This is a genomic window from Flavobacterium terrigena, from assembly GCF_900108955.1.
GTDB lineage: Bacteria > Bacteroidota > Bacteroidia > Flavobacteriales > Flavobacteriaceae > Flavobacterium > Flavobacterium terrigena.
In genome coordinates, this window is record NZ_FNYA01000001.1 from 616,724 (window position 1) to 641,380 (window position 24,657).

Genomic DNA, 24,657 nt, shown 5'->3' on the forward strand with positions numbered 1-24,657 from the left:
CAAATAATAAAAAAAAACATAATGAATTTAGAAAGTCCAAAAACAAACGTAGAAAAATCAGCAGAATATATTTTTAACGCGTTAACAGATATTAAAAATTTCGAAAAATTAATGCCCGAAAACATTGCAAAATTTGAAGTAATTGACGAAAATTGTTTCGAATTTGGTTTAAAAGGTATGCCAGAAATTAAATTGGTAAAAAAAGAAGTTACACCTAACTCGAAAGTAGTTTTAGGAGCTGCATCTAGCAAATTGCCTTTTACTTTAACAGCAAAAATTGATGCCGTTTCTGAAAATTCTACAGACGTACAATTATTTTTCGAAGGTGAATTTAATGCTATGATGGCGATGATGGTAAAAGGCCCAATTTCGAAGTTTATTGAAACGTTATCAAGTAATATGAATAAATTATAATAATGAAGAAAGTATTATTTTTCGCTTTTTTTGCTTTTTCATTAAATTGTGTTTCACAAAACACTAGCAATCGAAACCAAGGACCTGTAGGCGTTCAATTCTATTTTGGTAAAAAAGAATTTGTTCCTGCAACTGTTCAACTATCAAATGGCAAAACGTTAATGGGAGAAGTACAAGATTTTGATTCTCCAAATACTGTTGAAATTATAGATTATGGGTTTAAACCAAGCGATCTTGAAAACAATATTAATTACAATAGAAAAAAAATAAAATTTAGAAAAAATGCGGAAGATACAACGATACAAATTCCAGCAGATTCTATAAATTATTTAACACATTTTGATACCGAAACAAAAGAAATTAAAGAATTTAAAAGGTTAAAGATTTTAAAAACTAAGAACAATGGTGAAATTGAAGAAACGGACCGTGTTGTTTTCTTGCCATTAATCAAAAAAGATTCCATAAATTTCTATGGTTACAATATGCTTATGCAAGGAAAATATGTTAGAACTGTTTTTTATTTAAACAATTCAAAAGACAATTTAGCGATTAATCCTTTAGATTTTAGCATGTCTGATTTATTTAAAAGTCAAGATAGATTAGGTCAAGAAGTTGTAAATTCTATAAAAGTAGTAACGAACGATTGTCCAGAATTTCAAAAAGTACTAGATCAAAAAACGAATTTCACAGCAGAAATGAAAAAAGATGCTATGCAGAAATACAATAAAATGCAAAGTGATGTAAAAGAAGGCAAGAAAAATCTGAAAACAAAAAAAGAAAAAACGGAATTTGAAAGTACTGTTTTTGCAAACTATTACTTAGAACCTTTTGTAAAACTAACAGAAAGTTATAAAAGCACATGCAAATAAAACCAAAAGCGACTGAACGATTTTAGTCGCTTTTTTTTTGTGAATTATACTAAAAATTTGCTTCCAATTAAAATTTAAAATCCCAATTCAAATCAGTGTTATAGTACAACTGTCCTTCTTTAATTGCTAATGGGCAATCAAAATTATTGGTATATAATCCGCCAGTTCCTAAACCTTGTGGCATTTTATTATTTAACGTATACGTAAATTGTGCAATAGCATTTAAACCAACATTGCTTTCTAAAGCGGAAGTCATCCACCAACCAATGTTTCGTTTTTCGGCAATTTCTATCCATTCTAAGCTGCCTTTTATGCCTCCAATAAAACTTGGTTTCAGAATAATATATTGTGGTTGAATCGCATCTAAAAGTTTCATTTTGTCTTCATAATCAAAAACTCCAATTAATTCTTCATCTAAAGCAATTGGAAAAGGCGTTTTCTTGCAAAGTTGCTGCATCGCTACAAATTGTCCTGCTTTTATGGGTTGCTCAATGCTATGTAATTGATATTGTGAAAGTAATTGTAGTTTTTCTAAAGCTTCATTTGGAGAAAAAGCACCATTGGCATCTACACGAATTTCAATAGTCTTTTCATCAAAATGTTTTCGGATAAAAGTTACTAAATCTAATTCTTGCTGAAAATCAATTGCCCCAATTTTTAGTTTGATGCACGTAAAACCATCGGCTAATTTTTCTTCGATTTGTTTTTTCATAAAGGCTTCTTCGCCCATCCATACCAAACCATTAATTGTAATCGTATCTTTTCCTTTGGTAAAATTAGAAGGAAATAATTCAAAAGTCGATTCTGCTTGTAACGACAAAAATGCCATTTCTACTCCAAATTGAATCGAAGGAAATTCCAATAATTCTTGCCACAATTTGTCTTTTCCTAAATGGATATTTTGACAAACCCATTGTAATTTTTCTTCGTAATCTGGTCGATCATCAACAGACAAACCTCGCAACAAACCGCACTCACCTACTCCAATTTTACCATTTTCTTCCAATAGTAAAAACCAAGTTTCTTTTTCCGTCAATACACCACGAGATGTGCCGCTTGGACGTTTAAAGTTGAGGATGTGTTTTTTGTAAGTCGCTTTCATTTGTTAATTAGACAATGAGCCTATTTTCAATTTGCCAATTATTGAAATTATTCCAATATTCTTAAAATCTTTTTAAAATTATCAGTTGGAAAACCTCTTTTTTCGAAATCTTCAAAATCAGATTTAGTTTGAGCAATCCAGCTTTTATTTGCCGAAATATTATTGTCTTTGTACAATTTATGAATGTCTTTTGCTTGGCTAACTTTATTAGAAAACAAGTAAACGTGTGCCAATTTCAATTGATATGCTAATTCAGAAGAATTTTTATCGATGGCTTTTTTATATTGTTCTTCCGCTTTTACAAATTGTTTGTTGGATAAATAAATATTGCCTAAAGCACTATAATCGTTGTCTTTGGCATATTTTTTTTCGATAATTTCTTTTTGAATTAAAGCAATCGCTTCATCCGATTTTCCTTTTTTAAACAACTCTAAAGAAGTACTTCTAATTTTATCTAAATAATTTTGCAATTCACCAGATTGAATTAAACTTTCAGTGGCAATGCTTTGCATTATATTTGCCTTCTCAATAGCTAACAATTGTTTGTACTCGCTATATTTATATTTGGCTGCGTAAACTTTTAAAAACGTAGCTAAGTAATTGTTTTTATTAGAGACCATTTTAACTGTTGCTAATTTTTCAGCTTCTGCTAAAAGTTCTTTTTTAGTGTTTGCATTCCAACCACGACTCGCGTTATAATCGACCCAAGAAACCACTTCCAAAACAATTTTGGTACTCATTACCCAGTTTTTATTTTCGAAAGCAAACCAAACATTTGGTGCATTTTCAAAACATTTTGTGTTTTTTATTGAAATCAATTTACTGTCTTTACTTACAGCTTCTTTAACGAAATAGCAAGCGGTTTCTAATTTCCCATCTTTTAAAAACTGATTTCCAGCCTTTTCAGAAGCATAAATTCCGTACAAACAAGTATCGTCACCAGAAAGTGAATTGGTTAACGTAATGGCTCCTGCAGTTCCTTGACTAATTCCTGTTGGATCTGGAATGGCCTTTAAAATCGAAGCTAAACTTGTGGTGATTTTTCCGTTTTCGTCAATTAATAAAATTCGGAAAACAAATTCGGAAGTTCCTTCTGGTAAATCATCAATTTTAACTAAAGTTCGGTTACCCGATGACAATTTAATTTCTTTTGTAAAAGCACGTTCTTTATCCCAAAATCCGTCTTTTTGAGCGAAGGAAAATTGGGTAATAAGTAATAATAGGAATATTTTTTTCATTTAATTTATTTATTTTTTAAACACATAGGCACATAGAATTTTCTGTTTTAGATTGAGTCGCTTCGCTCTAAATAGATAACATAGAGAAATTAATTTTCTATTGTTTTCTTTTCCAAACAAAGTTAAAAAAAGCTATGTGTCTATGTGTTTCAACATCTAGCAATTTTGATACCAAAGTTTACAAATCGATACTTTGACCAATTTCTAAAAGCATTAAATCTTTTCCGTTTTCGAAGAATTTACGTTTAGCTTCTTCATGATTGATTTCGATATAACCGAAAGTGTCGTAATGATAACCTAAAACTTTATCGCAATCCAGAAAATCAGATGCAATAATTGCGTCACCAACATCCATAGTAAAATTACTTCCGATTGGTAAAACGGCTAAATCTAAATTAGTTCTCATTGGAATTAACTTCATATCCATTGATAAAGCGGTATCACCAGCAATGTAAATATTTTTATGTTCGCCTTCAATTACAAATCCGCCAGGTTGCCCGCCATAACTTCCATCTGGAAAAGAAGAAGTATGAATAGCGTTGACATATTTTACATTTCCGAATTCGAAATCCCAACTTCCACCATGATTCATGGGATGAAATTGAAATCCTTTATTTCCGTAATGTGTCGCAATTTCATGATTCGAAACAATAACAGCATCGGTTCTTTTTGCGATAGTTTCCACATCTAAAATATGATCTTGATGTGCATGTGTTAACAAAATATAATCGGCTTCAATTTCATCAATATTAATATGTGAAGCTTTTGCATTAGCAGAAATAAATGGATCAACCAAAATATGAATGTCGTTGATTTGAATTCCCAAACAAGCGTGTCCGTAAAATGTAATTTTCATAATATTATTATTTTAAATTATAAAGAAAGCTAATCCAAATTAGGATACTTAATGCAAAAGTTCCTAAGGCAACTTTTTTCAATTCGGGATCAAAATCTTCGTGCTTTTCAGATTTTCTAACTTTTTCTAAATGTTTCAAAAAGATAATAAAAACAATAAAACTCAAAAATATTCTAGTATCAACTCCGATCGAAAAAATAAACAAACAAAAAAACGGAGCAAGAATTAAAAAATGATGGTAATTTTTCGCCCATTTTAATCCGTTTTTCACCACAACAGTATTTTTTCCAGCAACCTTATCATTTTCAATATCGCGCATGTTGTTCAAATTTAGAACCGCTGTGCTCAACATTCCAATAGCAATTGCAGGTAAAAACAACTTAATATCAATAGTCTTCGAATACAAAAAATTACTTCCAATAACGGCTACTAATCCAAAAAAGATAAAAACGAAAACATCTCCGAATCCACTATAGCCGTAGGCATTATTTCCAACTGTATATTTAATAGCAGCAGCAATTGAGGCAATTCCTAATACTAAAAAGATTAGAGAATAGAGAAAGTTTTCTTGTCCGAATGCGAAATAAATTAAAGCAACAGCCAAAACAAAAGCAATAACTCCATTGATGATAATAGCTTGTTTCATTTGCCCTGAAGTAATTTCTCCAGAAGCTACTAAACGTTTTTCACCAATTCTGTTGGCGTCTGTTCCTTTAATTCCATCACCATAATCGTTAGCAAAATTGGATAATATTTGAAAGGATAATGTGGTTAATAAAGCTAAAATGAAAATAATCCATTCGAATTTATGTTGATAGTAGGCATAAGCGCTTCCCACCAAAATTCCAGAAATAGAGAGTGGTAAGGTTCTTAATCGTGCGGCTTGAATCCAAGATTTTATGTTCATATAATTCCGTAAATAATCAACGTTCCAAATACTATTGAAATGGGTGCTAATAGTTTTAAATAAATAGGTTTTAAATAATCCGAAGCTTTTTTAGAAAACTGATTGTGTTTTTTAATTGGTAAAATCATTAGCAATAAAGCAGAAATAACAAGAAAATAACCAAAACAATCGTAAACTGTTTCAAATTTAGTTTCTACAAAAACGAAAGCTAATCCAACTATAAGTCTTATTCCTAATTCTGAATAATTTATGGTAAAAGTACTTCCAGCTTTACTAATTATTTGTTTCGCTTTTTCGGGATAAAAAAACATGATAAATCCACAGAAAATTAGAAAAACTCCAAAGAGAACAATAATAGCTAAAGTAATTTCTTTCATAAATTGTTATTATGGTAAATATTTCTTTTCAAAATTAGGCTTACGTTTCTCTAAGAAAGCATCTCTACCTTCTTTCGCTTCGTCAGTCATGTATGCTAAACGAGTGGCTTCACCAGCAAAAACTTGTTGTCCCACCATTCCATCATCAGTTAAATTCATTGCGAATTTTAGCATTTTAATAGAAGTTGGCGATTTTCCTAAAATTTCTTGTGCCCATTCGTACGCAGTATCTTCCAATTCAGCATGTGGAATTACGGCATTTACCATTCCCATTTCATAAGCGTCTTGAGCAGAATAATTTCTTCCTAAAAAGAAAATTTCTCTAGCTTTTTTCTGACCTACCATTTTCGCCAAATAAGCAGAGCCATAACCACCATCAAAGCTAGTTACATCCGCATCAGTTTGTTTAAAAATGGCGTGTTCTTTACTTGCCAAAGTCAAATCGCAAACCACGTGTAAACTATGTCCGCCACCAACAGCCCAACCTGGAACTACACAAATAACAGCTTTTGGCATAAAACGAATCATACGTTGTACTTCTAAAATATTTAGTCTATGGTATCCGTCTTCTCCAACATAACCTTGATGTCCGCGCGCTTTTTGATCGCCACCGCTACAAAAACTCCAAATTCCGTCTTTAGAACTTGGTCCTTCAGCCGAAAGTAAAACTACTCCAATTGAAGTATCTTCTTGCGCATCATAAAAAGCATCAATTAATTCTTTTGTGGTTTTTGGACGGAATGCATTTCGAACATCTGGTCTGTTAAATGCAATTCTGGCAACACCATTACATTTTTTATACGTTATATCTTCGTATTCTTTTACAATTTTCCAGTTGATATTTGACATAATTTTATATTGAAATTGTCTCGAAATTTCGAGATTATTATTGAAATTATATTTTATAATATTTTCAGTAAAAATAATCCTTTTTTAATTTATATTGCAATCCAATATTACATAAAATTAAATTTTCATTAATGCATTATAAATCAAGCGTTTCAAAAATATATTACATCATATTTCCTTTGTTTATGGCTGGAATATTTTTGATGAATTATTTCCTTCCTTCAGAAAAGGAAAAAATTATAACTTTTGCGCCATTATTTGTTTTGTTTGGCGGGTTAATCCTTTTTATTATTGCGATTAAAAACACCAAATATTACATCGAAGGGAATGTTTTAATAAGTCAGGTTTTATTTTATAAATACAAAGTCAATATTGAAACCATTAGAAAAATTGAATACAACCATACTATTTTTGTAGGCACAACAACAAAATTAGGCTGGGACACGAAAGGATTAATTGTTCACTATAACAAGTTTGATGATTATTTTATTTCACCAGCAAACAAAGAACAATTTATTGCCCATTTATTACAACTCAATCCAAATATAGAAATTAAAAAATAATTAAAAATGAAAAAATCTATTATACTTTCTGCATTTTTGCTAGGAACTTTCGCTATACAAGCACAGAATTATGATTTTAAGGAAACTAAAAACTTAGAACATAATCCGGTAATCTCACAAGGGCAAACTGGAACATGTTGGAGTTTTTCAACTACTTCGTTTTTGGAGTCGGAAATTACTCGAATTACAGGTAAAAAAATTGATATTTCTGAAATGTATCAAGCTCGAACAACTTATCCTTTAAAAGCAGAAAATTATGTGATGCGACAAGGAAAAGCCAATTTTAGCGAAGGTGCGTTAGCTCATGATGTAATTAATAGTGCCAACAAATACGGAATTGTGCCAAACAGTGCTTATACTGGTTTAGAAAACGAAGAAACCAAACACAATCATGCAGAAATGGTTGCGGTTTTGGAAGCTATGGTAAAAACATATGTAGCAAATCCGGCTGGAAAATTATCGAAAAATTGGAAAAATGCTATAAATAGTGTTTTAGATACATATTTAGGAAAAGTGCCAAATGATTTTACATTTGAAGGTAAAAAATACACGCCAAAATCATTTATGGAAATGACGAAAATTAATCCGTCAAATTATATTACCTTAACATCTTTTACTCACGAACCTTTTTACAAACCATTTATCTTAAACATTCCAGATAATTTTTCAAACGGAAGTTTATATAATATCACTTTAGATGAATTAGTTGCTGCAACAGACAAAGCGTTAGATAATGGCTATACATTATCAATTGATGCCGATGTTTCTGAAAAATATTTCACAAAAGATGGAATTGCTTTTGTTCCAGAAAACGAGAGCGATTTAGAAAAAGGTAAAACAGAAATTGTTGCGGAGAAAACAATCACTCCAGAATTTCGTCAACAAGAATTTGAAAACTTCGCTACAACTGATGATCATTTAATGCATATTATTGGAAAAGCAAAAGATGTAAAAGGTAACGAATATTACCTTATTAAAAACTCTTGGGGAAACAAAGCTGGAAAAGACGGATATTTTTATATGAGTAAACCTTATTTTAAACTAAAAGCTATCTCAGTAATGTTACATAAAGACGGAATTGAAAAAGATTTAAAAAAGAAACTAAGTTTATAATGCAATTCAAATCTGGTTTTAGTAAAATCAATTTTACAATACCTTTAATACCTGTATTTATAATACTTATTATCAGTATTTTTACAGAAAAGGATATTAACTTAATTATTTTTCCAGCTTTAGGAATTTATGTTTTTATAATATTGCTTTTCACAATTTTGTTTTACACAACCTATTATGAAATTCGAGAAGACTTTTTAATTGTTTCATTGTTTTTTTACAAAACTAAAATTAAAACTTCTGAAATAAGAAGCATTAAATATTCTAATTCAATTATAAAAACAAATTTATATAAGCCAGGTTTTGATCACAAAGGAATAGAAATTAGGTATCACAAATACGATGATATTTTTATCTCACCAAAAAACAGAGACCAATTTATTGCTCAATTACAAAAAATCAATCCCAACATTGAAATAATAAAATAATGAAATTTTTACGCTTACTACTACTATCGGCTATACTAATTGCTTGTAAAGACAAGGCAAAAGATTTTTCTAAAAAAAATGGTACTCAAAAAGATCAAGGAGATTTTTTTGTAGCCTTTAATGAGTTAGACAAATCGTATTGCGATAAACAAAAAGAAGAAATCAGTTATCTATACAATAAATTAATCAACAAAAATGATTTTTATGGTCAGTTTTTAGTCGCCAAAAACGGAAAAATTTTGTTTGAAGACTATGAAGGATTTGCCTATAAAGAAAAAGACGATAAAAACAGAAAAGACAAACCTTTACATATAGCATCAGTTAGTAAAGTATTGACAGCTGCTGTTATTTTACGAATGGTTGATGAAGGAAAAATTGGTTTAGATGATAAAGTTTCGAAGTATTTAAAAGGGTTTTATCACGATGAAATTACGGTAAGAATGTTGTTAAATCACCGAAGTGGTTTACGTCATTATGGCTATTTTATTGAGCGTGATGTTAAATGGGACAAATCGAAACGTATTACTAATCAGGATATTTTAGATTTGATAAATTCTGGAAAAATTCATTTAGAAAGTACGCCAGGAACTCGTTTTGCATATTGTAATACGAATTATTCAATATTAGCTTTAATCATTGAAAAAGTTTCAGGAATGCGTTATCATGAAGCCATGGACAAGTTACTTTTCAAACCTTTAGGAATGAAAAATACTTTTGTTTTTGATTATGAAAAACACCACGACACAGTAAGTCAAACTTATAAAGCAAGTAGATTACGACTGGCTTTTGACCATTTAGATTTAGTTTATGGTGACAAAAATATTTATTCAACCGCACGCGATTTATTAAAATTTGATTTAGCAACGTATTCTGATAAATTTTTCAGTGATAAACTTAGAAAAGAAATTTTTAAAGGCTACAGTTACGAATCTAAAGGTGAAAAAAACTACGGATTAGGTATTCGTTTACGTGAATGGAAAGAAGCACCAACATTAACTTATCATAACGGTTGGTGGCACGGAAATACTTCATCATACATTACTCAAAAAAATGATACGGTTACTATAATTGCACTTTCGAATAAAATGACACACAACACCTATCAAACTAAAAAGTTTATTAAGTTATTTAATCCTAAATATCCAATAAAATTAGACAGTGATGCTGGTGGTGCGAATGAATAGTTAGAAATTATTATATTTTGTGGGTTTTTAAATACTAACCAATCATATTTTGCGTTTTTATTAAAAACCTCACAAAATGTTACTAAAATTCACTTTTACTATAGTTTCAATTCTATTTGTTAGTTACGCTTCCATAAAAAACGATATTAACACAAGTAGAAAGCAATTATCACAATCCTATAAAATTTCAACAAATAAGTCCGGCTCGAGCAATAGCGAACTGGCGAAGCAAACCTTAAATCAGATTAGACATAAATTCACCAATCATTTAGTGAGAGATATTATTCCCCAATGGTATGGTACGAAATGGTCTTTTGATGGCTATTCTGAAACTCCGAAATCTGGTAGCATTGCTTGTGGCTATTTTGTTTCTACCACTTTACGTGATATGGGAATGAACATCAATCGTTACAAACTCGCACAAAAAGCACCTTATCATGAAGCGAAAGTAATTGCTTGTGGCACAGTTATTGAGACACTTCAAAACAAAACAAAAGAAGAATTAAAAGCGTATTTCATTCACAATAAAAAAGACGGATTGTACTTTATTGGGTTAGATTTTCATGTCGGATTTATTTTAAAAGAAGGCCAAAACATCTATTTCATTCACTCCAATTACCACAACAATTCTGGACCAACAAAAGAAAAAATTGAAGATTCTAAAGTCATGAAAAGTAGTGTTTATCATTTTTGTAATATTACACATAACGATGTTTTACTTAAAAAATGGTTAAATAATGAAGTTATAAATACAAATTAGGCTTTTAAACTCTAACAATAGAAGAAAATTTACTAATTTTGCAAAAAATTTAAACCATGATTTTACCAATTTACGGATACGGCGAAGCTGTTTTAAGAAAAGTTTGCGAAGATATCCCACAAGATTATCCAAACTTAACAGAAACTTTAAGTAACATGTATGAAACCATGTATAATGCTTCAGGTGTTGGTTTGGCTGCCCCTCAAGTTGGTTTAGCAATAAGATTATTCATCATTGATACTACTCCATTTGCTGATAGCGATGAAGTTTCAAAAGAAGAAGCAGAAGAATTAAAAGGTTTCAAACAAACTTTTATTAATGCAAAAATTGTAAAAGAAGAAGGTGAACTTTGGGGTTTTAACGAAGGTTGTTTGAGTATTCCAGATGTTCGTGAAGACGTTTTTCGTCATGATACCATTACAATTGAATATGTTGATGAAAATTTCGCTAAAAAAACAGAAGTATATAACGGATTGATTGCGAGAGTAATCCAACACGAGTACGATCATATTGAAGGAATTTTATTTACAGATCACCTTTCCATGTTAAAGAAAAAATTAGTCGGTAAAAAATTGCAAAACATTATGGAAGGCAAAGCCAGACCAGATTACCGTATGAAATTTGCCAATTTAAAAATTAAGTAAAAATTAAGTATTTCAAGTTTGTTTTTGAAATTTTAAAATATATATTTGCCATCTTATAAAAACTAAACACACTATGAGTTTTCAAAAAATATTAGCCATTTCTGGTAAGCCAGGATTATATGAATTAAAAGTACAAACCCGTTCTGGTTTTGTGGCTGAAGCTTTATTAGACGGTAAAAAAATTACTGTTGGATTAAGAAGTAATGTAAGTTTATTATCTGAAATTGCCGTTTACACGTATAACGAAGAAGTAAAATTAATCGAAATTTTCAAAACTATTTCTGCTAAAGAAAATGGAGAACCAACTATTTCTCATAAAGAAAGTGACGATAAATTGAAAAGCTATTTCAGAGAAATTTTACCTGAATTTGACGAAGACAGAGTTTATACTTCAGACATTAAAAAAATCTTTAATTGGTATAACATTTTACAACCAAAAGGTTATGTATCAGTAGAAGCTTTAAACACAGAAGTTAAAGAAGAAGAAAAAGAAGAAACCGCAGCTGAGTAATTTATTACTTGTTCAAAAATTATACTCGCCCTGAGCATGTCGAAGGGTCAAATCCCATTCTTATTTAGAGTGGGATTTTTTTTGTAGCACATAAATTTCTTTTCAAAACACTTTTAGTCGTGTCTTCCACTAAATCTTTTATTAATTGTAAAAGAAATTAATAAAAGGATACCGCTTCAACCACGGCTAGACTAAACAACTATTTTTTCAAATCATAATTTATCCGTATTTTTATCAAAACAAACCTGAAACTTGAAACTTGAAACCTGAAACAAACTTAAAAATGAACACACGTCAACAACAATTACAAGCCTTTGAAAGATTACTGGATATTATGGACGATTTACGTGAAAAATGTCCATGGGATAAAAAACAAACCTTAGAAAGTTTACGTCATTTAACTATTGAAGAAACTTACGAATTAGGTGACGCCATTTTAGATAACGATTTACCAGAAATTAAAAAGGAATTGGGCGATTTGTTGTTACACATTGTGTTTTATGCTAAAATTGGTTCTGAAACCAACGATTTTGACATTGCTGATGTAGCGAATAGCATTTCTGATAAGTTAATTGATCGTCATCCTCATATTTATGGCGATGTTGTGGTGGAAAATGAAGAACAAGTAAAACAAAATTGGGAAAAACTGAAACTAAAAGAAGGAAGAAAATCGGTTTTAGAAGGTGTTCCGAAAAGTTTACCAGCGTTAGTAAAAGCAAGCAGAATTCAAGATAAAGTAAAAGGTGTCGGATTTGATTGGGAAGAATCGCATCAAGTTTGGGAAAAAGTACAAGAAGAAATTGCCGAATTGCAAGTGGAAATCGCATCCAACAATCAAGATAAAATTGAAGCCGAATTTGGTGATGTTTTATTTTCAATGATAAATTATGCTCGATTTTTAAACGTAAATCCAGAAGACGCTTTAGAACGCACCAATAAAAAATTCATCAAACGTTTTATGTATTTGGAAAGTAAAGCTTCTGAATTAGGAAAACAATTATCAGATATGTCTTTAGCCGAAATGGATGTTTTTTGGGAAGAAGCTAAAAAAATGTAATATTCAATTAAACCTTTTTCGTCATTATAAGTCTAATTATTAAATCCGAAAACCATGAGATTAAAATATCTTCTACTAATTAGCTTATTATCCATTTTCATTTCTTGTAGTAATGATACTGAATCTAATCCTTCTCCAACTGAAGAAGCGATGTATTTTCCACCAATAACTGGTACAACTTGGGAAACCAAAACACCCCAAAGTTTAGGATGGAATACTACAAACATTCAGCCTTTATACGATTATCTTAATCTAAAACATTCTAAAAGTTTTATTGTTTTGCACAATGGAAAAATTGTGATGGAACAATATTTCAATGGTCATACCTCAACTTCACCTTGGTATTGGGCAAGTGCAGGAAAAACATTAACCTCAACTGTAACTGGAATTGCCGAACAAGAAGGATTTTTAAACATCAATAATAAAGTCTCTGATTATTTAGGAACGGGTTGGACAAGCGCTACTTTAGCAAAAGAAAATTTAATTACTTGTAAGAATTTATTAAGTATGAATTCAGGTTTAGATGATGTTTTAGGCGATGATGTTTCACCTGCCAACTTACAATATGTTGCCGATGCTGGAACACGTTGGGCTTATCATAATGTGTATGTAAAATTACAAGATGTAGTTGCTGAAGCTACCAATCAAACCTGGGATAATTACTTTAACACCAAACTCCGTGATAAAATTGGAATGACTGGAACATGGGTTCCTAATGGCGATTTAAGTGTATATTGGAGTAATACCAGAAGTATGGCGCGTTTCGGATTATTAGCTTTAGCCAAAGGAAAATGGAATGGCACACAAATTATCAATTCAACCTATTTAAACAATGCTACAAATACCTCGCAATCTATTAATTTAGCTTATGGCTATTTATGGTGGTTAAATGGAAAAACTAGCTATCACATGCCACAAAGTCAAATACAAATTCCTGGAACTTTAATTCCAACTGCACCATCAGATATGTATTGTGCTTTAGGGAAAGATGATCAAAAAATATATGTTATACCAAGTAAAAAATTAGTAATTATCAGAATGGGTGACGCTGCAGATGGCTCTAATTTTGCTTTATCCGATTTTGATGAAACACTTTGGGAAAAAATTAGTGCAGTTATAAATTAAAAAAGCAAATCCCAATTTGAAATGTCAAATTGGGATTTGCTTTTTTATGCTCTTTCTTGAAGAAGCGCTTCATCAAATTCCATGGAATCTATAATTTCTTCTTTAATTTCGGGTTTAGACAATCTTAATAGATTGAATTTTTCAAACTGTTCTAAATTCTCTTCTTTACCATTAAAATAAGGAAAAACATCCATAATTGGCGATTCTGAAATTACAGGAATTGTATATTCTCCCATAGTTCCATTCATAACTGTTACAGTATTATCAAAAGCCTCTTTAATATCATTAGCTTGTAACAAGATATTGATATTCGATTTTCTTTCTTTTCCACTTTCTTCATCATAAGCCAACAAGGAAACTTTCGATTTAAACCAACGATCTGAATTCTCAAAAGGGTGAATTTCAGCATAGTTAGCGACTTTAATATTTGTGATTTTAAATTCTTCACTAATGTAAGCAGACATTTCTTCATTAATTCTAGTTTCCGCTTCAGTATAAGATAAAGCATCCACCAAATAAGGTTCAGTGACAACTTTCTGAACTCCAGTATCGTCCATTTTTCTATATTTCACTCTACATTCAAACCAAATTGCACTCATATTTTATTTTATTTTTTATTTAAAAACCAAAGGTAAGATTAACAAAAAAATTAATGAAGTGTTTCACAAATTAGATATCCACAATTTATTAATTTCTAAAAAATCATAAAAAAAACCGCTACAAATTCTTGCAACGGTTTTTTAAAATCTAATAATTTAAGAATTAATTATCTCTAAAAACATGAATTGTTGCAGAAAGAGTATGAGTTCCGGTTGAATTTGTATAAGTTCCGTTAATTGTCATATCAATATAACCTCCAATTGGACCAATTTGACTAACAACAAACTGAAGATCATTTGTTACATTATAATCTACAGTAGTAGTGGTAGTTGTTCCAGGTGTGGTTGAAAAATTCAGTGAAATTTGAGGTGCATTACCAATCGTGTAAGTACCTACTGAAGTCATTAAATCACCATTTAAAGCAAAATAAGGTACATTTTGCTGAGTATTTATGAATATTCCAGGCGCTACTGGTGTAAAAAGATTGGCATACACATTTGACACAACATAATTCACTGGATTATTATCTACTTGATAGGTAATAAATTCATTAACTGCATTACAAGCGTTAATAATTCCAATATTTGTTGTTGGTGCAGTTGCAGTAAACGTAATTGCATCGGTGCTTTGTAAATTAGTAAAATCTTCGCCTACAATTTCAAATTGCTGTGAAGTTCCACAAACATTAGTTGTAAAAGAAAAATCACCATTTGTTACCGTTTGTATTACTTGTCCGTAGTAATTAGAAACATTCAAGTTTTTTAACTTTACAATTCCATTTGTGACATTGGCATTGGCACACGTTTTTAAAATTCCAGTAATATTAATCGTTGTAATTGCAGTTGCTGTCAAATTTATGACTGGTAAAGTATTTGAACTTCCTGTAGCGAATGGCCCAACTGAAGCAGTATAAATTACATTTCCACAAAAATCTGAAACATTTAAGGTCAACGTTTCATTTGCTGGAATAATTCCAGTTACTTGTCCAGTACTATTTGTTAATCCGTTAGTACCATAAGCCTGACTTGGTCTAATTAATGTTACCGTTAAATTAGAAATAGGCAAATTATTATTATTTTGAACTGTTACAGTTAAATTACACTGATCAAAAGGTGCATCGCAATTCCACCAAGAAAAATGAGAAACATTACCCACATATTTATTTCCAACTTTAGTTGCAGCACCTTCTTGTTTCCATATTCCTGCTACTTCATCAAATGACCAAAGTGGAATTGTTGAAGGAGAAGAACTCAATTGACTTGCATCAATATCTAAAGAAATTTCAGCTGTATGACCGTTGGCAATATTTAATTTTTGTCCGCCACTTCCAGTTAATTCAACATGAAGCATTCCGAAAGTTTCCAACACTTTTGCATCACCATTAGAATTACTTGCTAATAAAGAACCTGGCATGGTTTCGCTTAAATACGTATCAGATGGTTTCAAGTGATATAACCCAACTTGAACGCTACCAGTATAAGCATTTCCATTTGCATCTTTAAATGCACCATCAAATTTTACTTTGGTTCCGTTTGCCAAATTCACTTCGCTATTAATCCCTGAAGTAACAGTTGCAGTTGGTGTATTAGGAATAAGCATGATATTAATACGATTATCACCAGATGTTGGCACCAAAACTCTTGAACCATCAATAAAACCAGGTTTCACAACTTTTACATGGGCAAATTTTTCTTTTACTGAAGCATTACTAATTGAAAATAAACCGTTAGAATTCGTTTGTACTGAAGTTGACCCAATTGTAACCGTAGCATTAGAAACTGGATTTCCATTAGTTTCCAAAATTAAGCCATGAAAATTTCTGCTTACATCATTACCTTGATCGTAATTAATAACCTGATGGTTGTCTTCAATTGCATCATTATCTTCGTTACAACTTAAAAACAAAGCAGAAAGAAATAATATTAAATAGTATTTTTTCATAATAGTAGTGTTTAGTTTTTTATAGTTAATCTTATAAAAGTAGTAAATATTTTCTTACCTAATACAAAAAAAACCGCTACAACATTTTGTAACGGTTTTGTTATTTTTCTATGCTTGTTCGTAGCGTTCCATTTCTCGGTCATAAAATTCGCCAGCTAGCGTAATTAAATGTTCCATTTCAGCTTCTAATTCGGTTTGATCTTCTTCTTCAATATCTTCTAAAAATTCTACTGAATCATCTTTTAAATTGATGAAAAATCTCGGATATTCTAAATGAATAACAAAAATATCATCCGGAAAATCAGTATTATCGCCTGTTACAAATTTTGGTATTTCCATGTTTTAAATTGTATAATGTTTTATTGTAAATTCTAAATTCTTTTGTAAATGTACAAATTCTATTAGTTTATTAAAATTATCTGTGATGTTTCAGCAAAAATCTGAATCGTAAATACAGCATAATGGCTGCTGCAGTTAATCCGGCTAATAAGCCAATCCAAACACCTTCTGCTTTTAATTCTGTATATCTTCCCAAATAAATTGAAATCGGAAAACCAATCATCCAATACGCAACAAAAGTCAAATACATAGGCACTTTTACATCTTGCAAACCACGTAATGCTCCTAAAACCACGACTTGAATTCCATCAGAAATTTGGAAAAATGCTGCTACGATTAATAATTTAGAAGAAATAGAAAGCACTTCTTTGATTTCAACTGCATTTAATTGTGTTTCTGAATTCACAAAGAACGAAGGAAAAAATTGACAACCCAGCATAAAAATAACCGCGAAAACAATTTCAACAATTATGGCCATTAAGAAAATAGAATGGGCAACTGTATTTAATTTTTTATAATCGTCTAAACCTTTGTGATTGGCCACACGAATCATGGCTGTTACGCTTAATCCCATGGCAAACATAAATGTTAGTGAAGCCAAACTCAATGCAATTTGATTCGCGGCTTGACTCGTAGTCCCAATCATTCCGCACAACCAGATTGCTCCAGTGAACAACGCCACTTCAAAAAACATTTGCATAGAAGATGGAATTCCCAACTTAATGATTTTATCCGACATACTTTTCTGAAAAGATTGCCATCCGAAATTTTGGAAAAACGATTTGAATTTTTTGTTTTTAGATAAGATATAATGCATATAAATTACCATAAAAATACGAGCAATTAACGTTCCGATAGCAGAACCTACAATTCCCATTTTAGGAAACATAAACAGTCCGAAAACCAATAAAGCATTAATTACAACGTTAATAATATTTCCGTAAATTGTAGCATACATCGAATATTTCGTTTCACTCATTCCGTCAGCAAATTGCTTATAAGCTTGAAAAATCACAAGCGGAACCAATGAAAAACCAACAATATCTAAGAAAGGTTTAGCTAATTTCACTACTTCAACCGGCTGGTTCATGTAGGACAAAATCGGTTTGGCAAAAAACAACAAAAAGAACAATCCGAAACCTAAAATGGTACATAAGATTAATCCGTTTTGAAAAGCACTTCTTCCGCCTTCTCTGTCTTTTTGACTATCAAACTCTGCTATAATTGGCGTTATTGCAGTTGAAAATCCTATTCCGATTGACATCCCAATAAATACAAAACTATTACCTAAAGAAACTGCCGCTAATTCTGTAGAACCTAATTGTCCCACAAAAATATTATCTACCACTCCAACCAAAGTATGTCCAACCATACCTAAAATCACAGGTAAAGCCAAGTTGAAATTGTATTTGAATTCTTGGAAGTATTTTTTCATTTTATATTATTTATTATCTTGCCTAAAAAAAATGTTTGAGACAATCCTTATTATAACTGTAATTTTAACTAATGTAACAATCTACTTTTTCTTAAATGATAAAGAAAGATATAAACCAATTTACTTAAAAACCTCTATTGCATTAATAACAGTTTCTTTGATATATTATTTAGCGTTTAAACCTGAAACTTTTAGTTTAAACTTTTTATCAATTCTGTTTTTCTTTAGTATTGGATTAATTATTATGCATTATATGCAAATACCTATTGATAATAGAATGGATCAATTTGTTCAGCAAAATAAAAATAATACAGGCTTACAAAAAATGAGAGAATTTCAAAAAACGATTATTTCATCAACAAAATTTTTATTTTTTCCTGGGATAACCATTGTACAAATTATTATGATTCTATCATTAGAAATGAGACTTGATATGATTCACAAATAAAATTTGTCTAATAAACTATTTCAATTTTTCTACTAATTCGTTTAACGAAACAGTAACTTGTTCACCAGAAACTAAATCTTTGACTTTAAATTGATTTTGTTTCATTTCTTCTTCACCAACCAAAACCGCAAACTGAATTCCTTTTTTCTCTGCAAACTTAAATTGTTTATCCAATTTCGATTTATCAGGATACATTTCAACTTTAATTCCGCTTTGTCTTAAGTGCGAAATCGCTTTTAATGAAAATAACGTTTCTGCTTCTCCGAAATTAATGAATAATGCTTTTGAAGTTGTAGCTACCGTTTCTGGAAACAATCCTAATTCTTCCAAAACCAAATAAATTCTATCTAATCCGAAAGAAATTCCAACACCACTCATATTTTTCAAACCGAAAATACCAGTTAAATCGTCATAACGACCACCGCCACCAATTGAACCCATTGCAACACCTTCCGGCGCTCCGACTTCATAAATAGCTCCAGTATAATAATTTAAACCACGAGCTAAAGTCACATCTAAATCTAAACTTGCCGATTGTAAACCTAATTCGTTAATTGCATTGCAAATGAATTTCAATTCTTCTACACCTTTTGTTCCTTCTGCTGAAGCAGCTAAAAGCGTCGCTAATTTTTCAATTTTTTCGTTAATAGTTCCAGTGAAGTTGAAAAGCGGTTGTACTTTTTCAATAGCCGATTCAGAAATTCCTTTTTCAAGCATTTCTTTCTTCACACCATCTTCACCAATCTTATCTAATTTATCTAATGCAACTGTAAAATCAATTAATTTATCAGAAGCACCAATCACTTCAGCAATTCCAGATAATATTTTACGGTTGTTAATTTTAATATTTACGCCTTTTAAACCTAAAGCGGTAAAAATCGTATCGTACAATTGTACAAATTCTACTTCTTGCCAAAGCGAATTACTTCCCACCACATCTGCATCGCATTGAAAAAACTCTCTAAAACGTCCTTTTTGTGGTCTATCTGCTCTCCAAACGGGTTGAATTTGATAACGTTTGAACGGAAATTCTAATTCGTTTTGGTGTTGCACAACATAACGCGCAAATGGCACGGTTAAGTCGTATCGCAAAGCTTTTTCTGAGATTGAAGACGTTATTTTTTTACTATTTTTAGCACTTAAATCTTCATCAGAGACTTTTTCCAAATAATCTCCAGAATTCAATATTTTAAAAATCAATCTGTCACCTTCTTCACCATATTTCCCCATTAAAGTATCCGAATTTTCAAAAGAGGGTGTTTCAATTGGTTGAAAGCCAAACTTTTCAAAATTAGATTTTATGATAGAAAATATGTAGTTTCTTTTTGCTACTTCTGTAGATGAAAAATCGCGAGTTCCTTTAGGAATACTTGGTTTTTGAGCCATAATAGTAATACGTCAATGCGGCAATTTGCCAATTATCAATTATTGTGGTGCAAATATCTTACTTTTAAATGACAATAGGAAAAAGAGCTAAGGAAAAAGTATGAAGAGCCAAGAAAAACTTTTGCCTTTTTACTTTGCCTTGGCTGTTTTTTAAAAAAGGTGTAACAAAAACATAAAATCAACTACAAATAGGCATGGTTGGATTATTCAAAGAAAATACAAGAATTGCTATTGACTCTATTAGAAGTCAGGCTTTACGTACGTTTTTAACAGTATTTATTATTGTTATCGGAATTACTTTTTTAGTAGGAATTTTAACTTTAACGAAAGCGTTAGAAAATAATTTATTTGGAAATTTTGCTTCTATGGGAGCGAATACCTTTTCTATTAGTCAGTACGATTTCTCAGAACAAATTAACCAAAATGATGGTGAACAAAAGATAAATCCATTTATTAGTTATCCACAAGCCAAGAGTTTCAAAGAAAAATTTCAATTTCCTTTTTCAGCCACTTCTCTTTCATTTACTGCTTCCGCAACTGCTGAAGTAAAATTTGACAATAAAAAAACAGATCCAGAAATTACCATTTTAGGTTCCGATGAAAATTTTATCCCGAACAATGGTTTCGAACTATCAGCAGGTAGAAATTTCAATTCTTTTGATGTGGATAACAACAATTATGTTTGTGTTGTAGGTGCTAATTTTAAAGACGGTTTATTTGAAGGCGTTAACCCAATTGACAAAACGATTTCGGTTCGTGGCGCAAAATTTAAAGTGATTGGTTTATTAAAAGAAAAAGGTGCTACGTTTGGTAACAATCAAGATTTACGAGTAATTATTCCGATACAAATTGCACGTTCTATCTTTTCTCAAGCAAATATTAATTACGATATTGATGTAAAAATTAGTAACAAACAATTATTAGACGAAGGTGTTGACAATGCAATTTTGACAATGCGTCGTGTTAGAAAATTAAATCCTGTTGAAAAAGATAATTTCGGAATTAAACGTAGTGATGATTTAATTCAGAAATTAGGAGAAAATATCGCTGTAATTAACATTGCAGCTATTGCTATTGGCGCGATTACCATATTTGGTTCTACAATTGCTTTAATGAATATTATGTTAGTTTCCGTTTCAGAAAGAACACGTGAAATTGGTATCAGAAAAGCACTTGGTGCAAAAAGAATTACAATTGCTTGGCAATTTTTTACGGAAACATTTATCATCAGCCAAATTGGTGGAATTATAGGAATTATTTTAGGATTATTACTCGGTTCTTTAATTGCTTCTTTAGCTGGTTTCGAATTCGTAACACCTTGGGTTGCAATTTTGATTGCTTTTATGACGACTTTTATTGTAACTATTATTTCAGGGTTGTATCCAGCAGTAAAAGCATCGAAATTAGATCCTGTTGAGGCATTACGTTATGAATAAAAGTTTTCAGTCGCAGTTTTCAGTATTTCACTGTGACTGAAAACTGCGACTAAATAGAACAACAAATCATTCTGTCATTACCCACAAAATCTTTTCGTAATTCAATATTTTTGAAACCTAAATTTTCTAATAATTCAACGGTTTCTTTTCCTAAATATTGATTGATTTCAAAAAACAATTTCCCTTTTGGAGCTAAACTTGTCAATGCTAATTGTGCAATTTTTCTATAAAACAACAACGCATCGGAATCTTCTACAAACAAAGCCAAATGCGGTTCATAGTCTAAAACATTCTTTTTTATTTCTTGCTTTTCTAAATTTCGAACATAAGGCGGATTTGAAACAATGATGTTATATTTTTCATCAAGTGAATCCGTTTCTAAAATGTTTTTCAGCATAAAATTAACTTCCACTTCATTATCTGAAGCATTTTTCTGAGCCATTTCCAACGCTTTTTCCGAAACATCAATTGCAGAAACTATTGCATTTGGAATTTCTTTTTTTAGTGAAATCGGAATACAACCCGAACCTGTTCCAATATCTAGAATATTCAACTTCGCGCTACCAACTTCCAGCTTAGTACTTTCAATAATCCATTCTACTAATTCTTCTGTTTCTGGTCGAGGAATTAAGGTGTTTTCATTGACTTCAAATCGCAACCCATAAAACCAAGCTTCACCAGTGATATATTGAATTGGCTTTTCGGTTTTTAGTTCTGAAATGATAATTTTCCATTTTTCTAAATCTGCTTCAGAAACATCAAAATCTGGATTTAGAGAAACATCAATTCGTTTTAAATTGTGTAAATATTCGGTCAAAATAAAAAAGAAACTTTCTATTTCTGAATCTTCCTGAATTGTTTGTAATTCAGAAAAAAAATGAGTTTTTAGATTTTTAATTTGCATCGATATTTATTCTAATTTTTTAATCATAAAAACGTGGCAACTACTATGACCTGTACAACCTAAAGGTGCATCAATATAATCAAAATCAAATTTTCTGTATAATTTTTGAGCCGCTTCCATGTAAGGTAACGTTTCTAAATAGCATTTATTGTAGCCTGCTTGCTTGGCAAATTCTAAACAGTTGCTCATCAATTCCTGTGCAATTCCAAAACCACGAATTTCTGGTGCAAAATACATTTTTTGCAATTCACAAATTCCAGAAGTATCATTGGATAACGGAGCAATTCCTGCGCCACCTTTTATTTTGCCATTTACTTCCACCACAAAATATGCTTCATTTTCAGACAAATACACATCTGACAAACTATCCAAATGCGGATCGGCATAAGCTGTCCCTTCTTTTGGTGCATTTAATTCTTCAAAAATATTTCGGATAATTTCAGCTATAGCGGCATTATCTTTCGACTCAATTTTTCGTATTGTGTAATTCATGTGCAAATATAAAATGTAAAAGTACTAAATTTGTAAGATGATTGAGCATGAAATTTACATGAAACGTTGTTTACAATTGGCTAAAAATGGTTTAGGAACCACATATCCTAATCCGTTAGTAGGAAGTGTAATTGTACATAATGGAAAAATAATTGGTGAAGGTTGGCACAAAAAAGCAGGCGAACCTCATGCAGAAGTGAACGCTATAAATTCGGTTAAAAACAAAGAATTATTAGCCGAAAGCACTATTTATGTGAATTTAGAACCGTGTAGCCATTTTGGAAAAACGCCTCCGTGTGCGAATTTAATTATCGAACATAAAATTCCGAAAGTGGTGATTGGTTGTATCGATAGTTATTCGGAAGTTGCTGGAAAAGGCATTGAAAAATTAACCAATGCTGGTTGTAAGGTAACTTTAAATGTTTTAGAAAAGGAATGTTTAGAAATCAACAAGCGCTTTTTTACTTTTCACAATAAAAAAAGACCATATATTATTTTAAAATGGGCAGAAACGGCTGATGGTTTTATTGCTCCGTTACAAAATGAAACCAAGACTTCGATTACTATTTCTAATCAATATTCACGACAATTAGTCCATAAATATCGTACAGAAGAACAAGCTATTTTAGTTGGTACGAATACGGTTTTAAACGACAATCCGAATTTAGATGCCAGAGATTGGTTTGGGCAGCATCCTACTCGAATCGTTTTAGATCGAACGAATAAAATCCCAGTGGATTTCCATGTGAAAAACAAAAAAAATCCTACAATAATTTTTACAGAAGAAGAAAATTATGTAAATTCGGAAAATTGTATTTATGAATTTAGTATATTTGATACCCTTTTTATTTCGAATATTTTAAAGAATTTATACGAAAAAAATATTCAATCTATTATCATAGAAGGTGGCTCTATAACATTGCAACAATTTATTGACAGTAATTTATGGGATGAAGCCCGAGTTTTTATTTCTGAAAATAATAGTATTGAAGGCGTAAAAAAACCAGTTTTTAATTTCGACACCAATCAAACCGTGAAAATTAAAAATAACCAATTAAAAATATACACAAATTATGATTGAAGCTATTATTTTTGATTTAGGAGATGTATTTTTAAACTTGAATCACCAAGCAAGTGTTGATGCGTTTAAAAAATTAGGGTTAAACGACTGGAACGACGACTTAAAAGCAAAAACTATTTCATTTGAAACCGGGAAAATAGATGAACTTCAGTTTATGAAAGCGCTTCAAAAATATATTCCAAATCATGAATTATCTGAAATTAGAGACGCTTGGAATGCTATAATTGTAGATTTCCCTTTAGAAAGATTAGAGTTTTTAGAAAAACTAAAAAACAAATACAAATTATACTTATTAAGTAATACCAATCAAACACATATAGATAAATTTGAGCATAGAGTTGGCTTAACATTTGCCAGAGAATTTTATGCCCATTTTGATAAAATCTATTTTTCGTACGAAATGAAAGTAAGAAAACCTGATACCGCTGTTTATAATTTAATTATTCAGCAAAACAATTTAAAACCAGCGAAAACGCTTTATGTTGACGACACTTTAGAACACATTGAAGCCGCGAAAGCATTAGGTATAAATACTTGGCAGATAATAGTTGGACAAGAAGATGTTACCAATTTATTTGATAAAAAAATATTATAAAAA

28 protein-coding genes are annotated in these 24,657 nt (G+C 30.8%); 15 read left to right on the top strand and 13 right to left on the bottom strand.

The annotated features are described in order from the left end of the window. Positions 1 to 21 precede the first annotated feature (21 nt). Both BMX42_RS02980 and BMX42_RS02985 read left to right on the top strand, forming a co-directional pair. Positions 22 to 414, top strand: a complete 393-nt coding sequence (locus tag BMX42_RS02980; RefSeq protein ID WP_091308363.1) for an orotate phosphoribosyltransferase — start codon at positions 22 to 24, stop codon at positions 412 to 414. A gap of 2 nt (positions 415 to 416) precedes the next feature. Beyond that, entirely contained in the window at positions 417 to 1,283 is an 867-nt protein-coding gene (locus tag BMX42_RS02985) for a hypothetical protein (protein WP_091308365.1), read from the top strand. A gap of 67 nt (positions 1,284 to 1,350) precedes the next feature. Here the strand turns inward: BMX42_RS02985 and BMX42_RS02990 are convergent, their stop codons facing one another. The 6 genes from BMX42_RS02990 to BMX42_RS03015 all read right to left on the bottom strand — a co-directional run bounded on the left by BMX42_RS02990 (position 1,351) and on the right by BMX42_RS03015 (position 6,612). Then, positions 1,351 to 2,385 (bottom strand): o-succinylbenzoate synthase, encoded by a 1,035-nt coding sequence (locus tag BMX42_RS02990; RefSeq protein WP_091308368.1) that lies wholly within the window; start codon positions 2,383 to 2,385, stop codon positions 1,351 to 1,353. 47 nt (positions 2,386 to 2,432) lie between these two features. After that, positions 2,433 to 3,623, bottom strand: a complete 1,191-nt coding sequence (locus tag BMX42_RS02995; RefSeq protein WP_091308371.1) for a tetratricopeptide repeat protein — start codon at positions 3,621 to 3,623, stop codon at positions 2,433 to 2,435. Positions 3,624 to 3,801: 178 nt separating this feature from the next. Continuing rightward, positions 3,802 to 4,479 (bottom strand): metal-dependent hydrolase, encoded by a 678-nt coding sequence (locus BMX42_RS03000; RefSeq protein ID WP_091308373.1) that lies wholly within the window; start codon positions 4,477 to 4,479, stop codon positions 3,802 to 3,804. A gap of 7 nt (positions 4,480 to 4,486) precedes the next feature. Further along, positions 4,487 to 5,386, bottom strand: a complete 900-nt coding sequence (gene menA / locus BMX42_RS03005; RefSeq protein ID WP_091308377.1) for a 1,4-dihydroxy-2-naphthoate octaprenyltransferase — start codon at positions 5,384 to 5,386, stop codon at positions 4,487 to 4,489. Beyond that, positions 5,383 to 5,763: a hypothetical protein gene (locus BMX42_RS03010; RefSeq protein ID WP_091308380.1), complete on the bottom strand. Its 381-nt coding sequence runs from the start codon at positions 5,761 to 5,763 to the stop codon at positions 5,383 to 5,385. Before BMX42_RS03010 ends, menA begins: the two co-directional genes overlap by 4 nt. Positions 5,764 to 5,772: 9 nt before the next feature. Beyond that, a complete protein-coding gene (locus BMX42_RS03015) occupies positions 5,773 to 6,612 on the bottom strand; it encodes a 1,4-dihydroxy-2-naphthoyl-CoA synthase (RefSeq protein ID WP_091308383.1) in 840 nt (279 codons plus the stop codon). Between the two features lie 131 nt (positions 6,613 to 6,743). Between BMX42_RS03015 and BMX42_RS03020 the strand changes: the two genes are divergently transcribed. The 9 genes from BMX42_RS03020 to BMX42_RS03060 all read left to right on the top strand — a co-directional run bounded on the left by BMX42_RS03020 (position 6,744) and on the right by BMX42_RS03060 (position 13,997). After that, positions 6,744 to 7,175 carry a PH domain-containing protein gene (locus tag BMX42_RS03020; RefSeq protein WP_091308390.1) on the top strand — a complete coding sequence of 144 codons (432 nt, stop codon included), beginning with the start codon at positions 6,744 to 6,746 and terminating at the stop codon, positions 7,173 to 7,175. Positions 7,176 to 7,181: 6 nt separating this feature from the next. After that, positions 7,182 to 8,288, top strand: coding sequence for a C1 family peptidase (locus BMX42_RS03025; protein WP_091308393.1), 1,107 nt, complete (start codon positions 7,182 to 7,184; stop codon positions 8,286 to 8,288). Further along, complete coding sequence (locus BMX42_RS03030; protein ID WP_091308396.1) at positions 8,288 to 8,716, top strand: PH domain-containing protein; 429 nt, start codon at positions 8,288 to 8,290, stop codon at positions 8,714 to 8,716. The genes BMX42_RS03025 and BMX42_RS03030 overlap by 1 nt, the downstream gene beginning before the upstream one ends. Next, positions 8,716 to 9,900, top strand: coding sequence for a serine hydrolase domain-containing protein (locus BMX42_RS03035; protein WP_091308399.1), 1,185 nt, complete (start codon positions 8,716 to 8,718; stop codon positions 9,898 to 9,900). The genes BMX42_RS03030 and BMX42_RS03035 overlap by 1 nt, the downstream gene beginning before the upstream one ends. Positions 9,901 to 9,976: 76 nt before the next feature. Beyond that, positions 9,977 to 10,660 (top strand): hypothetical protein, encoded by a 684-nt coding sequence (locus BMX42_RS03040; protein ID WP_091308403.1) that lies wholly within the window; start codon positions 9,977 to 9,979, stop codon positions 10,658 to 10,660. A gap of 56 nt (positions 10,661 to 10,716) precedes the next feature. After that, entirely contained in the window at positions 10,717 to 11,304 is a 588-nt protein-coding gene (def, locus tag BMX42_RS03045; RefSeq protein ID WP_091308407.1) for a peptide deformylase, read from the top strand. Between the two features lie 73 nt (positions 11,305 to 11,377). Next, entirely contained in the window at positions 11,378 to 11,815 is a 438-nt protein-coding gene (locus BMX42_RS03050; RefSeq protein ID WP_091308411.1) for a DUF5606 family protein, read from the top strand. A gap of 283 nt (positions 11,816 to 12,098) precedes the next feature. Further along, entirely contained in the window at positions 12,099 to 12,872 is a 774-nt protein-coding gene (mazG, locus tag BMX42_RS03055) for a nucleoside triphosphate pyrophosphohydrolase (RefSeq protein ID WP_091308807.1), read from the top strand. A gap of 54 nt (positions 12,873 to 12,926) precedes the next feature. Beyond that, entirely contained in the window at positions 12,927 to 13,997 is a 1,071-nt protein-coding gene (locus BMX42_RS03060; RefSeq protein WP_091308414.1) for a serine hydrolase domain-containing protein, read from the top strand. 44 nt (positions 13,998 to 14,041) lie between these two features. Here the strand turns inward: BMX42_RS03060 and BMX42_RS03065 are convergent, their stop codons facing one another. From BMX42_RS03065 to BMX42_RS03080, 4 genes are all read right to left on the bottom strand, one after another. Further along, entirely contained in the window at positions 14,042 to 14,596 is a 555-nt protein-coding gene (locus BMX42_RS03065) for a DUF4494 domain-containing protein (protein WP_091308418.1), read from the bottom strand. 163 nt (positions 14,597 to 14,759) lie between these two features. Then, positions 14,760 to 16,538, bottom strand: coding sequence for a carboxypeptidase-like regulatory domain-containing protein (locus tag BMX42_RS03070; protein WP_091308422.1), 1,779 nt, complete (start codon positions 16,536 to 16,538; stop codon positions 14,760 to 14,762). Between the two features lie 108 nt (positions 16,539 to 16,646). Next, positions 16,647 to 16,877 (bottom strand): hypothetical protein, encoded by a 231-nt coding sequence (locus BMX42_RS03075; RefSeq protein WP_091308425.1) that lies wholly within the window; start codon positions 16,875 to 16,877, stop codon positions 16,647 to 16,649. Between the two features lie 76 nt (positions 16,878 to 16,953). Beyond that, positions 16,954 to 18,312: an MATE family efflux transporter gene (locus BMX42_RS03080; RefSeq protein WP_091308428.1), complete on the bottom strand. Its 1,359-nt coding sequence runs from the start codon at positions 18,310 to 18,312 to the stop codon at positions 16,954 to 16,956. Between the two features lie 31 nt (positions 18,313 to 18,343). On the opposite strand from BMX42_RS03080, the gene BMX42_RS03085 reads away from it, so the two are divergent. After that, positions 18,344 to 18,760, top strand: a complete 417-nt coding sequence (locus tag BMX42_RS03085) for a hypothetical protein (protein WP_091308432.1) — start codon at positions 18,344 to 18,346, stop codon at positions 18,758 to 18,760. A 15-nt stretch (positions 18,761 to 18,775) separates the two neighbouring features. Here BMX42_RS03085 and hisS read toward each other — a convergent pair whose 3' ends face one another. Next, positions 18,776 to 20,146, bottom strand: a complete 1,371-nt coding sequence (hisS, locus tag BMX42_RS03090; protein ID WP_091308434.1) for a histidine--tRNA ligase — start codon at positions 20,144 to 20,146, stop codon at positions 18,776 to 18,778. A gap of 194 nt (positions 20,147 to 20,340) precedes the next feature. Between hisS and BMX42_RS03095 the strand changes: the two genes are divergently transcribed. Further along, positions 20,341 to 21,582 (top strand): ABC transporter permease, encoded by a 1,242-nt coding sequence (locus BMX42_RS03095; RefSeq protein WP_091308437.1) that lies wholly within the window; start codon positions 20,341 to 20,343, stop codon positions 21,580 to 21,582. A gap of 49 nt (positions 21,583 to 21,631) precedes the next feature. On the opposite strand, the gene prmC is transcribed toward BMX42_RS03095, so the two are convergent. After that, positions 21,632 to 22,486, bottom strand: a complete 855-nt coding sequence (gene prmC / locus BMX42_RS03100; protein ID WP_091308441.1) for a peptide chain release factor N(5)-glutamine methyltransferase — start codon at positions 22,484 to 22,486, stop codon at positions 21,632 to 21,634. Between the two features lie 6 nt (positions 22,487 to 22,492). Next, entirely contained in the window at positions 22,493 to 22,978 is a 486-nt protein-coding gene (locus BMX42_RS03105) for a GNAT family N-acetyltransferase (RefSeq protein ID WP_091308444.1), read from the bottom strand. Positions 22,979 to 23,015: 37 nt separating this feature from the next. Between BMX42_RS03105 and ribD the strand changes: the two genes are divergently transcribed. Beyond that, positions 23,016 to 24,059, top strand: a complete 1,044-nt coding sequence (ribD, locus tag BMX42_RS03110) for a bifunctional diaminohydroxyphosphoribosylaminopyrimidine deaminase/5-amino-6-(5-phosphoribosylamino)uracil reductase RibD (protein WP_091308447.1) — start codon at positions 23,016 to 23,018, stop codon at positions 24,057 to 24,059. Beyond that, a complete protein-coding gene (locus tag BMX42_RS03115) occupies positions 24,052 to 24,654 on the top strand; it encodes an HAD family hydrolase (protein ID WP_091308451.1) in 603 nt (200 codons plus the stop codon). The genes ribD and BMX42_RS03115 overlap by 8 nt, the downstream gene beginning before the upstream one ends. The last annotated feature ends 3 nt before the right edge of the window (positions 24,655 to 24,657 follow it).

Coding starts and splice junctions, on each gene's coding strand:
- BMX42_RS02980 (WP_091308363.1), top strand. CDS start 22: ATGAATTTAGAAAGTCCAAAAACAAACGTAGAAAAATCAGCAGAATAT.
- BMX42_RS02985 (WP_091308365.1), top strand. CDS start 417: ATGAAGAAAGTATTATTTTTCGCTTTTTTTGCTTTTTCATTAAATTGT.
- BMX42_RS02990 (WP_091308368.1), bottom strand. CDS start 2,385: ATGAAAGCGACTTACAAAAAACACATCCTCAACTTTAAACGTCCAAGC.
- BMX42_RS02995 (WP_091308371.1), bottom strand. CDS start 3,623: ATGAAAAAAATATTCCTATTATTACTTATTACCCAATTTTCCTTCGCT.
- BMX42_RS03000 (WP_091308373.1), bottom strand. CDS start 4,479: ATGAAAATTACATTTTACGGACACGCTTGTTTGGGAATTCAAATCAAC.
- menA (WP_091308377.1), bottom strand. CDS start 5,386: ATGAACATAAAATCTTGGATTCAAGCCGCACGATTAAGAACCTTACCA.
- BMX42_RS03010 (WP_091308380.1), bottom strand. CDS start 5,763: ATGAAAGAAATTACTTTAGCTATTATTGTTCTCTTTGGAGTTTTTCTA.
- BMX42_RS03015 (WP_091308383.1), bottom strand. CDS start 6,612: ATGTCAAATATCAACTGGAAAATTGTAAAAGAATACGAAGATATAACG.
- BMX42_RS03020 (WP_091308390.1), top strand. CDS start 6,744: ATGCATTATAAATCAAGCGTTTCAAAAATATATTACATCATATTTCCT.
- BMX42_RS03025 (WP_091308393.1), top strand. CDS start 7,182: ATGAAAAAATCTATTATACTTTCTGCATTTTTGCTAGGAACTTTCGCT.
- BMX42_RS03030 (WP_091308396.1), top strand. CDS start 8,288: ATGCAATTCAAATCTGGTTTTAGTAAAATCAATTTTACAATACCTTTA.
- BMX42_RS03035 (WP_091308399.1), top strand. CDS start 8,716: ATGAAATTTTTACGCTTACTACTACTATCGGCTATACTAATTGCTTGT.
- BMX42_RS03040 (WP_091308403.1), top strand. CDS start 9,977: ATGTTACTAAAATTCACTTTTACTATAGTTTCAATTCTATTTGTTAGT.
- def (WP_091308407.1), top strand. CDS start 10,717: ATGATTTTACCAATTTACGGATACGGCGAAGCTGTTTTAAGAAAAGTT.
- BMX42_RS03050 (WP_091308411.1), top strand. CDS start 11,378: ATGAGTTTTCAAAAAATATTAGCCATTTCTGGTAAGCCAGGATTATAT.
- mazG (WP_091308807.1), top strand. CDS start 12,099: ATGAACACACGTCAACAACAATTACAAGCCTTTGAAAGATTACTGGAT.
- BMX42_RS03060 (WP_091308414.1), top strand. CDS start 12,927: ATGAGATTAAAATATCTTCTACTAATTAGCTTATTATCCATTTTCATT.
- BMX42_RS03065 (WP_091308418.1), bottom strand. CDS start 14,596: ATGAGTGCAATTTGGTTTGAATGTAGAGTGAAATATAGAAAAATGGAC.
- BMX42_RS03070 (WP_091308422.1), bottom strand. CDS start 16,538: ATGAAAAAATACTATTTAATATTATTTCTTTCTGCTTTGTTTTTAAGT.
- BMX42_RS03075 (WP_091308425.1), bottom strand. CDS start 16,877: ATGGAAATACCAAAATTTGTAACAGGCGATAATACTGATTTTCCGGAT.
- BMX42_RS03080 (WP_091308428.1), bottom strand. CDS start 18,312: ATGAAAAAATACTTCCAAGAATTCAAATACAATTTCAACTTGGCTTTA.
- BMX42_RS03085 (WP_091308432.1), top strand. CDS start 18,344: ATGTTTGAGACAATCCTTATTATAACTGTAATTTTAACTAATGTAACA.
- hisS (WP_091308434.1), bottom strand. CDS start 20,146: ATGGCTCAAAAACCAAGTATTCCTAAAGGAACTCGCGATTTTTCATCT.
- BMX42_RS03095 (WP_091308437.1), top strand. CDS start 20,341: ATGGTTGGATTATTCAAAGAAAATACAAGAATTGCTATTGACTCTATT.
- prmC (WP_091308441.1), bottom strand. CDS start 22,486: ATGCAAATTAAAAATCTAAAAACTCATTTTTTTTCTGAATTACAAACA.
- BMX42_RS03105 (WP_091308444.1), bottom strand. CDS start 22,978: ATGAATTACACAATACGAAAAATTGAGTCGAAAGATAATGCCGCTATA.
- ribD (WP_091308447.1), top strand. CDS start 23,016: ATGATTGAGCATGAAATTTACATGAAACGTTGTTTACAATTGGCTAAA.
- BMX42_RS03115 (WP_091308451.1), top strand. CDS start 24,052: ATGATTGAAGCTATTATTTTTGATTTAGGAGATGTATTTTTAAACTTG.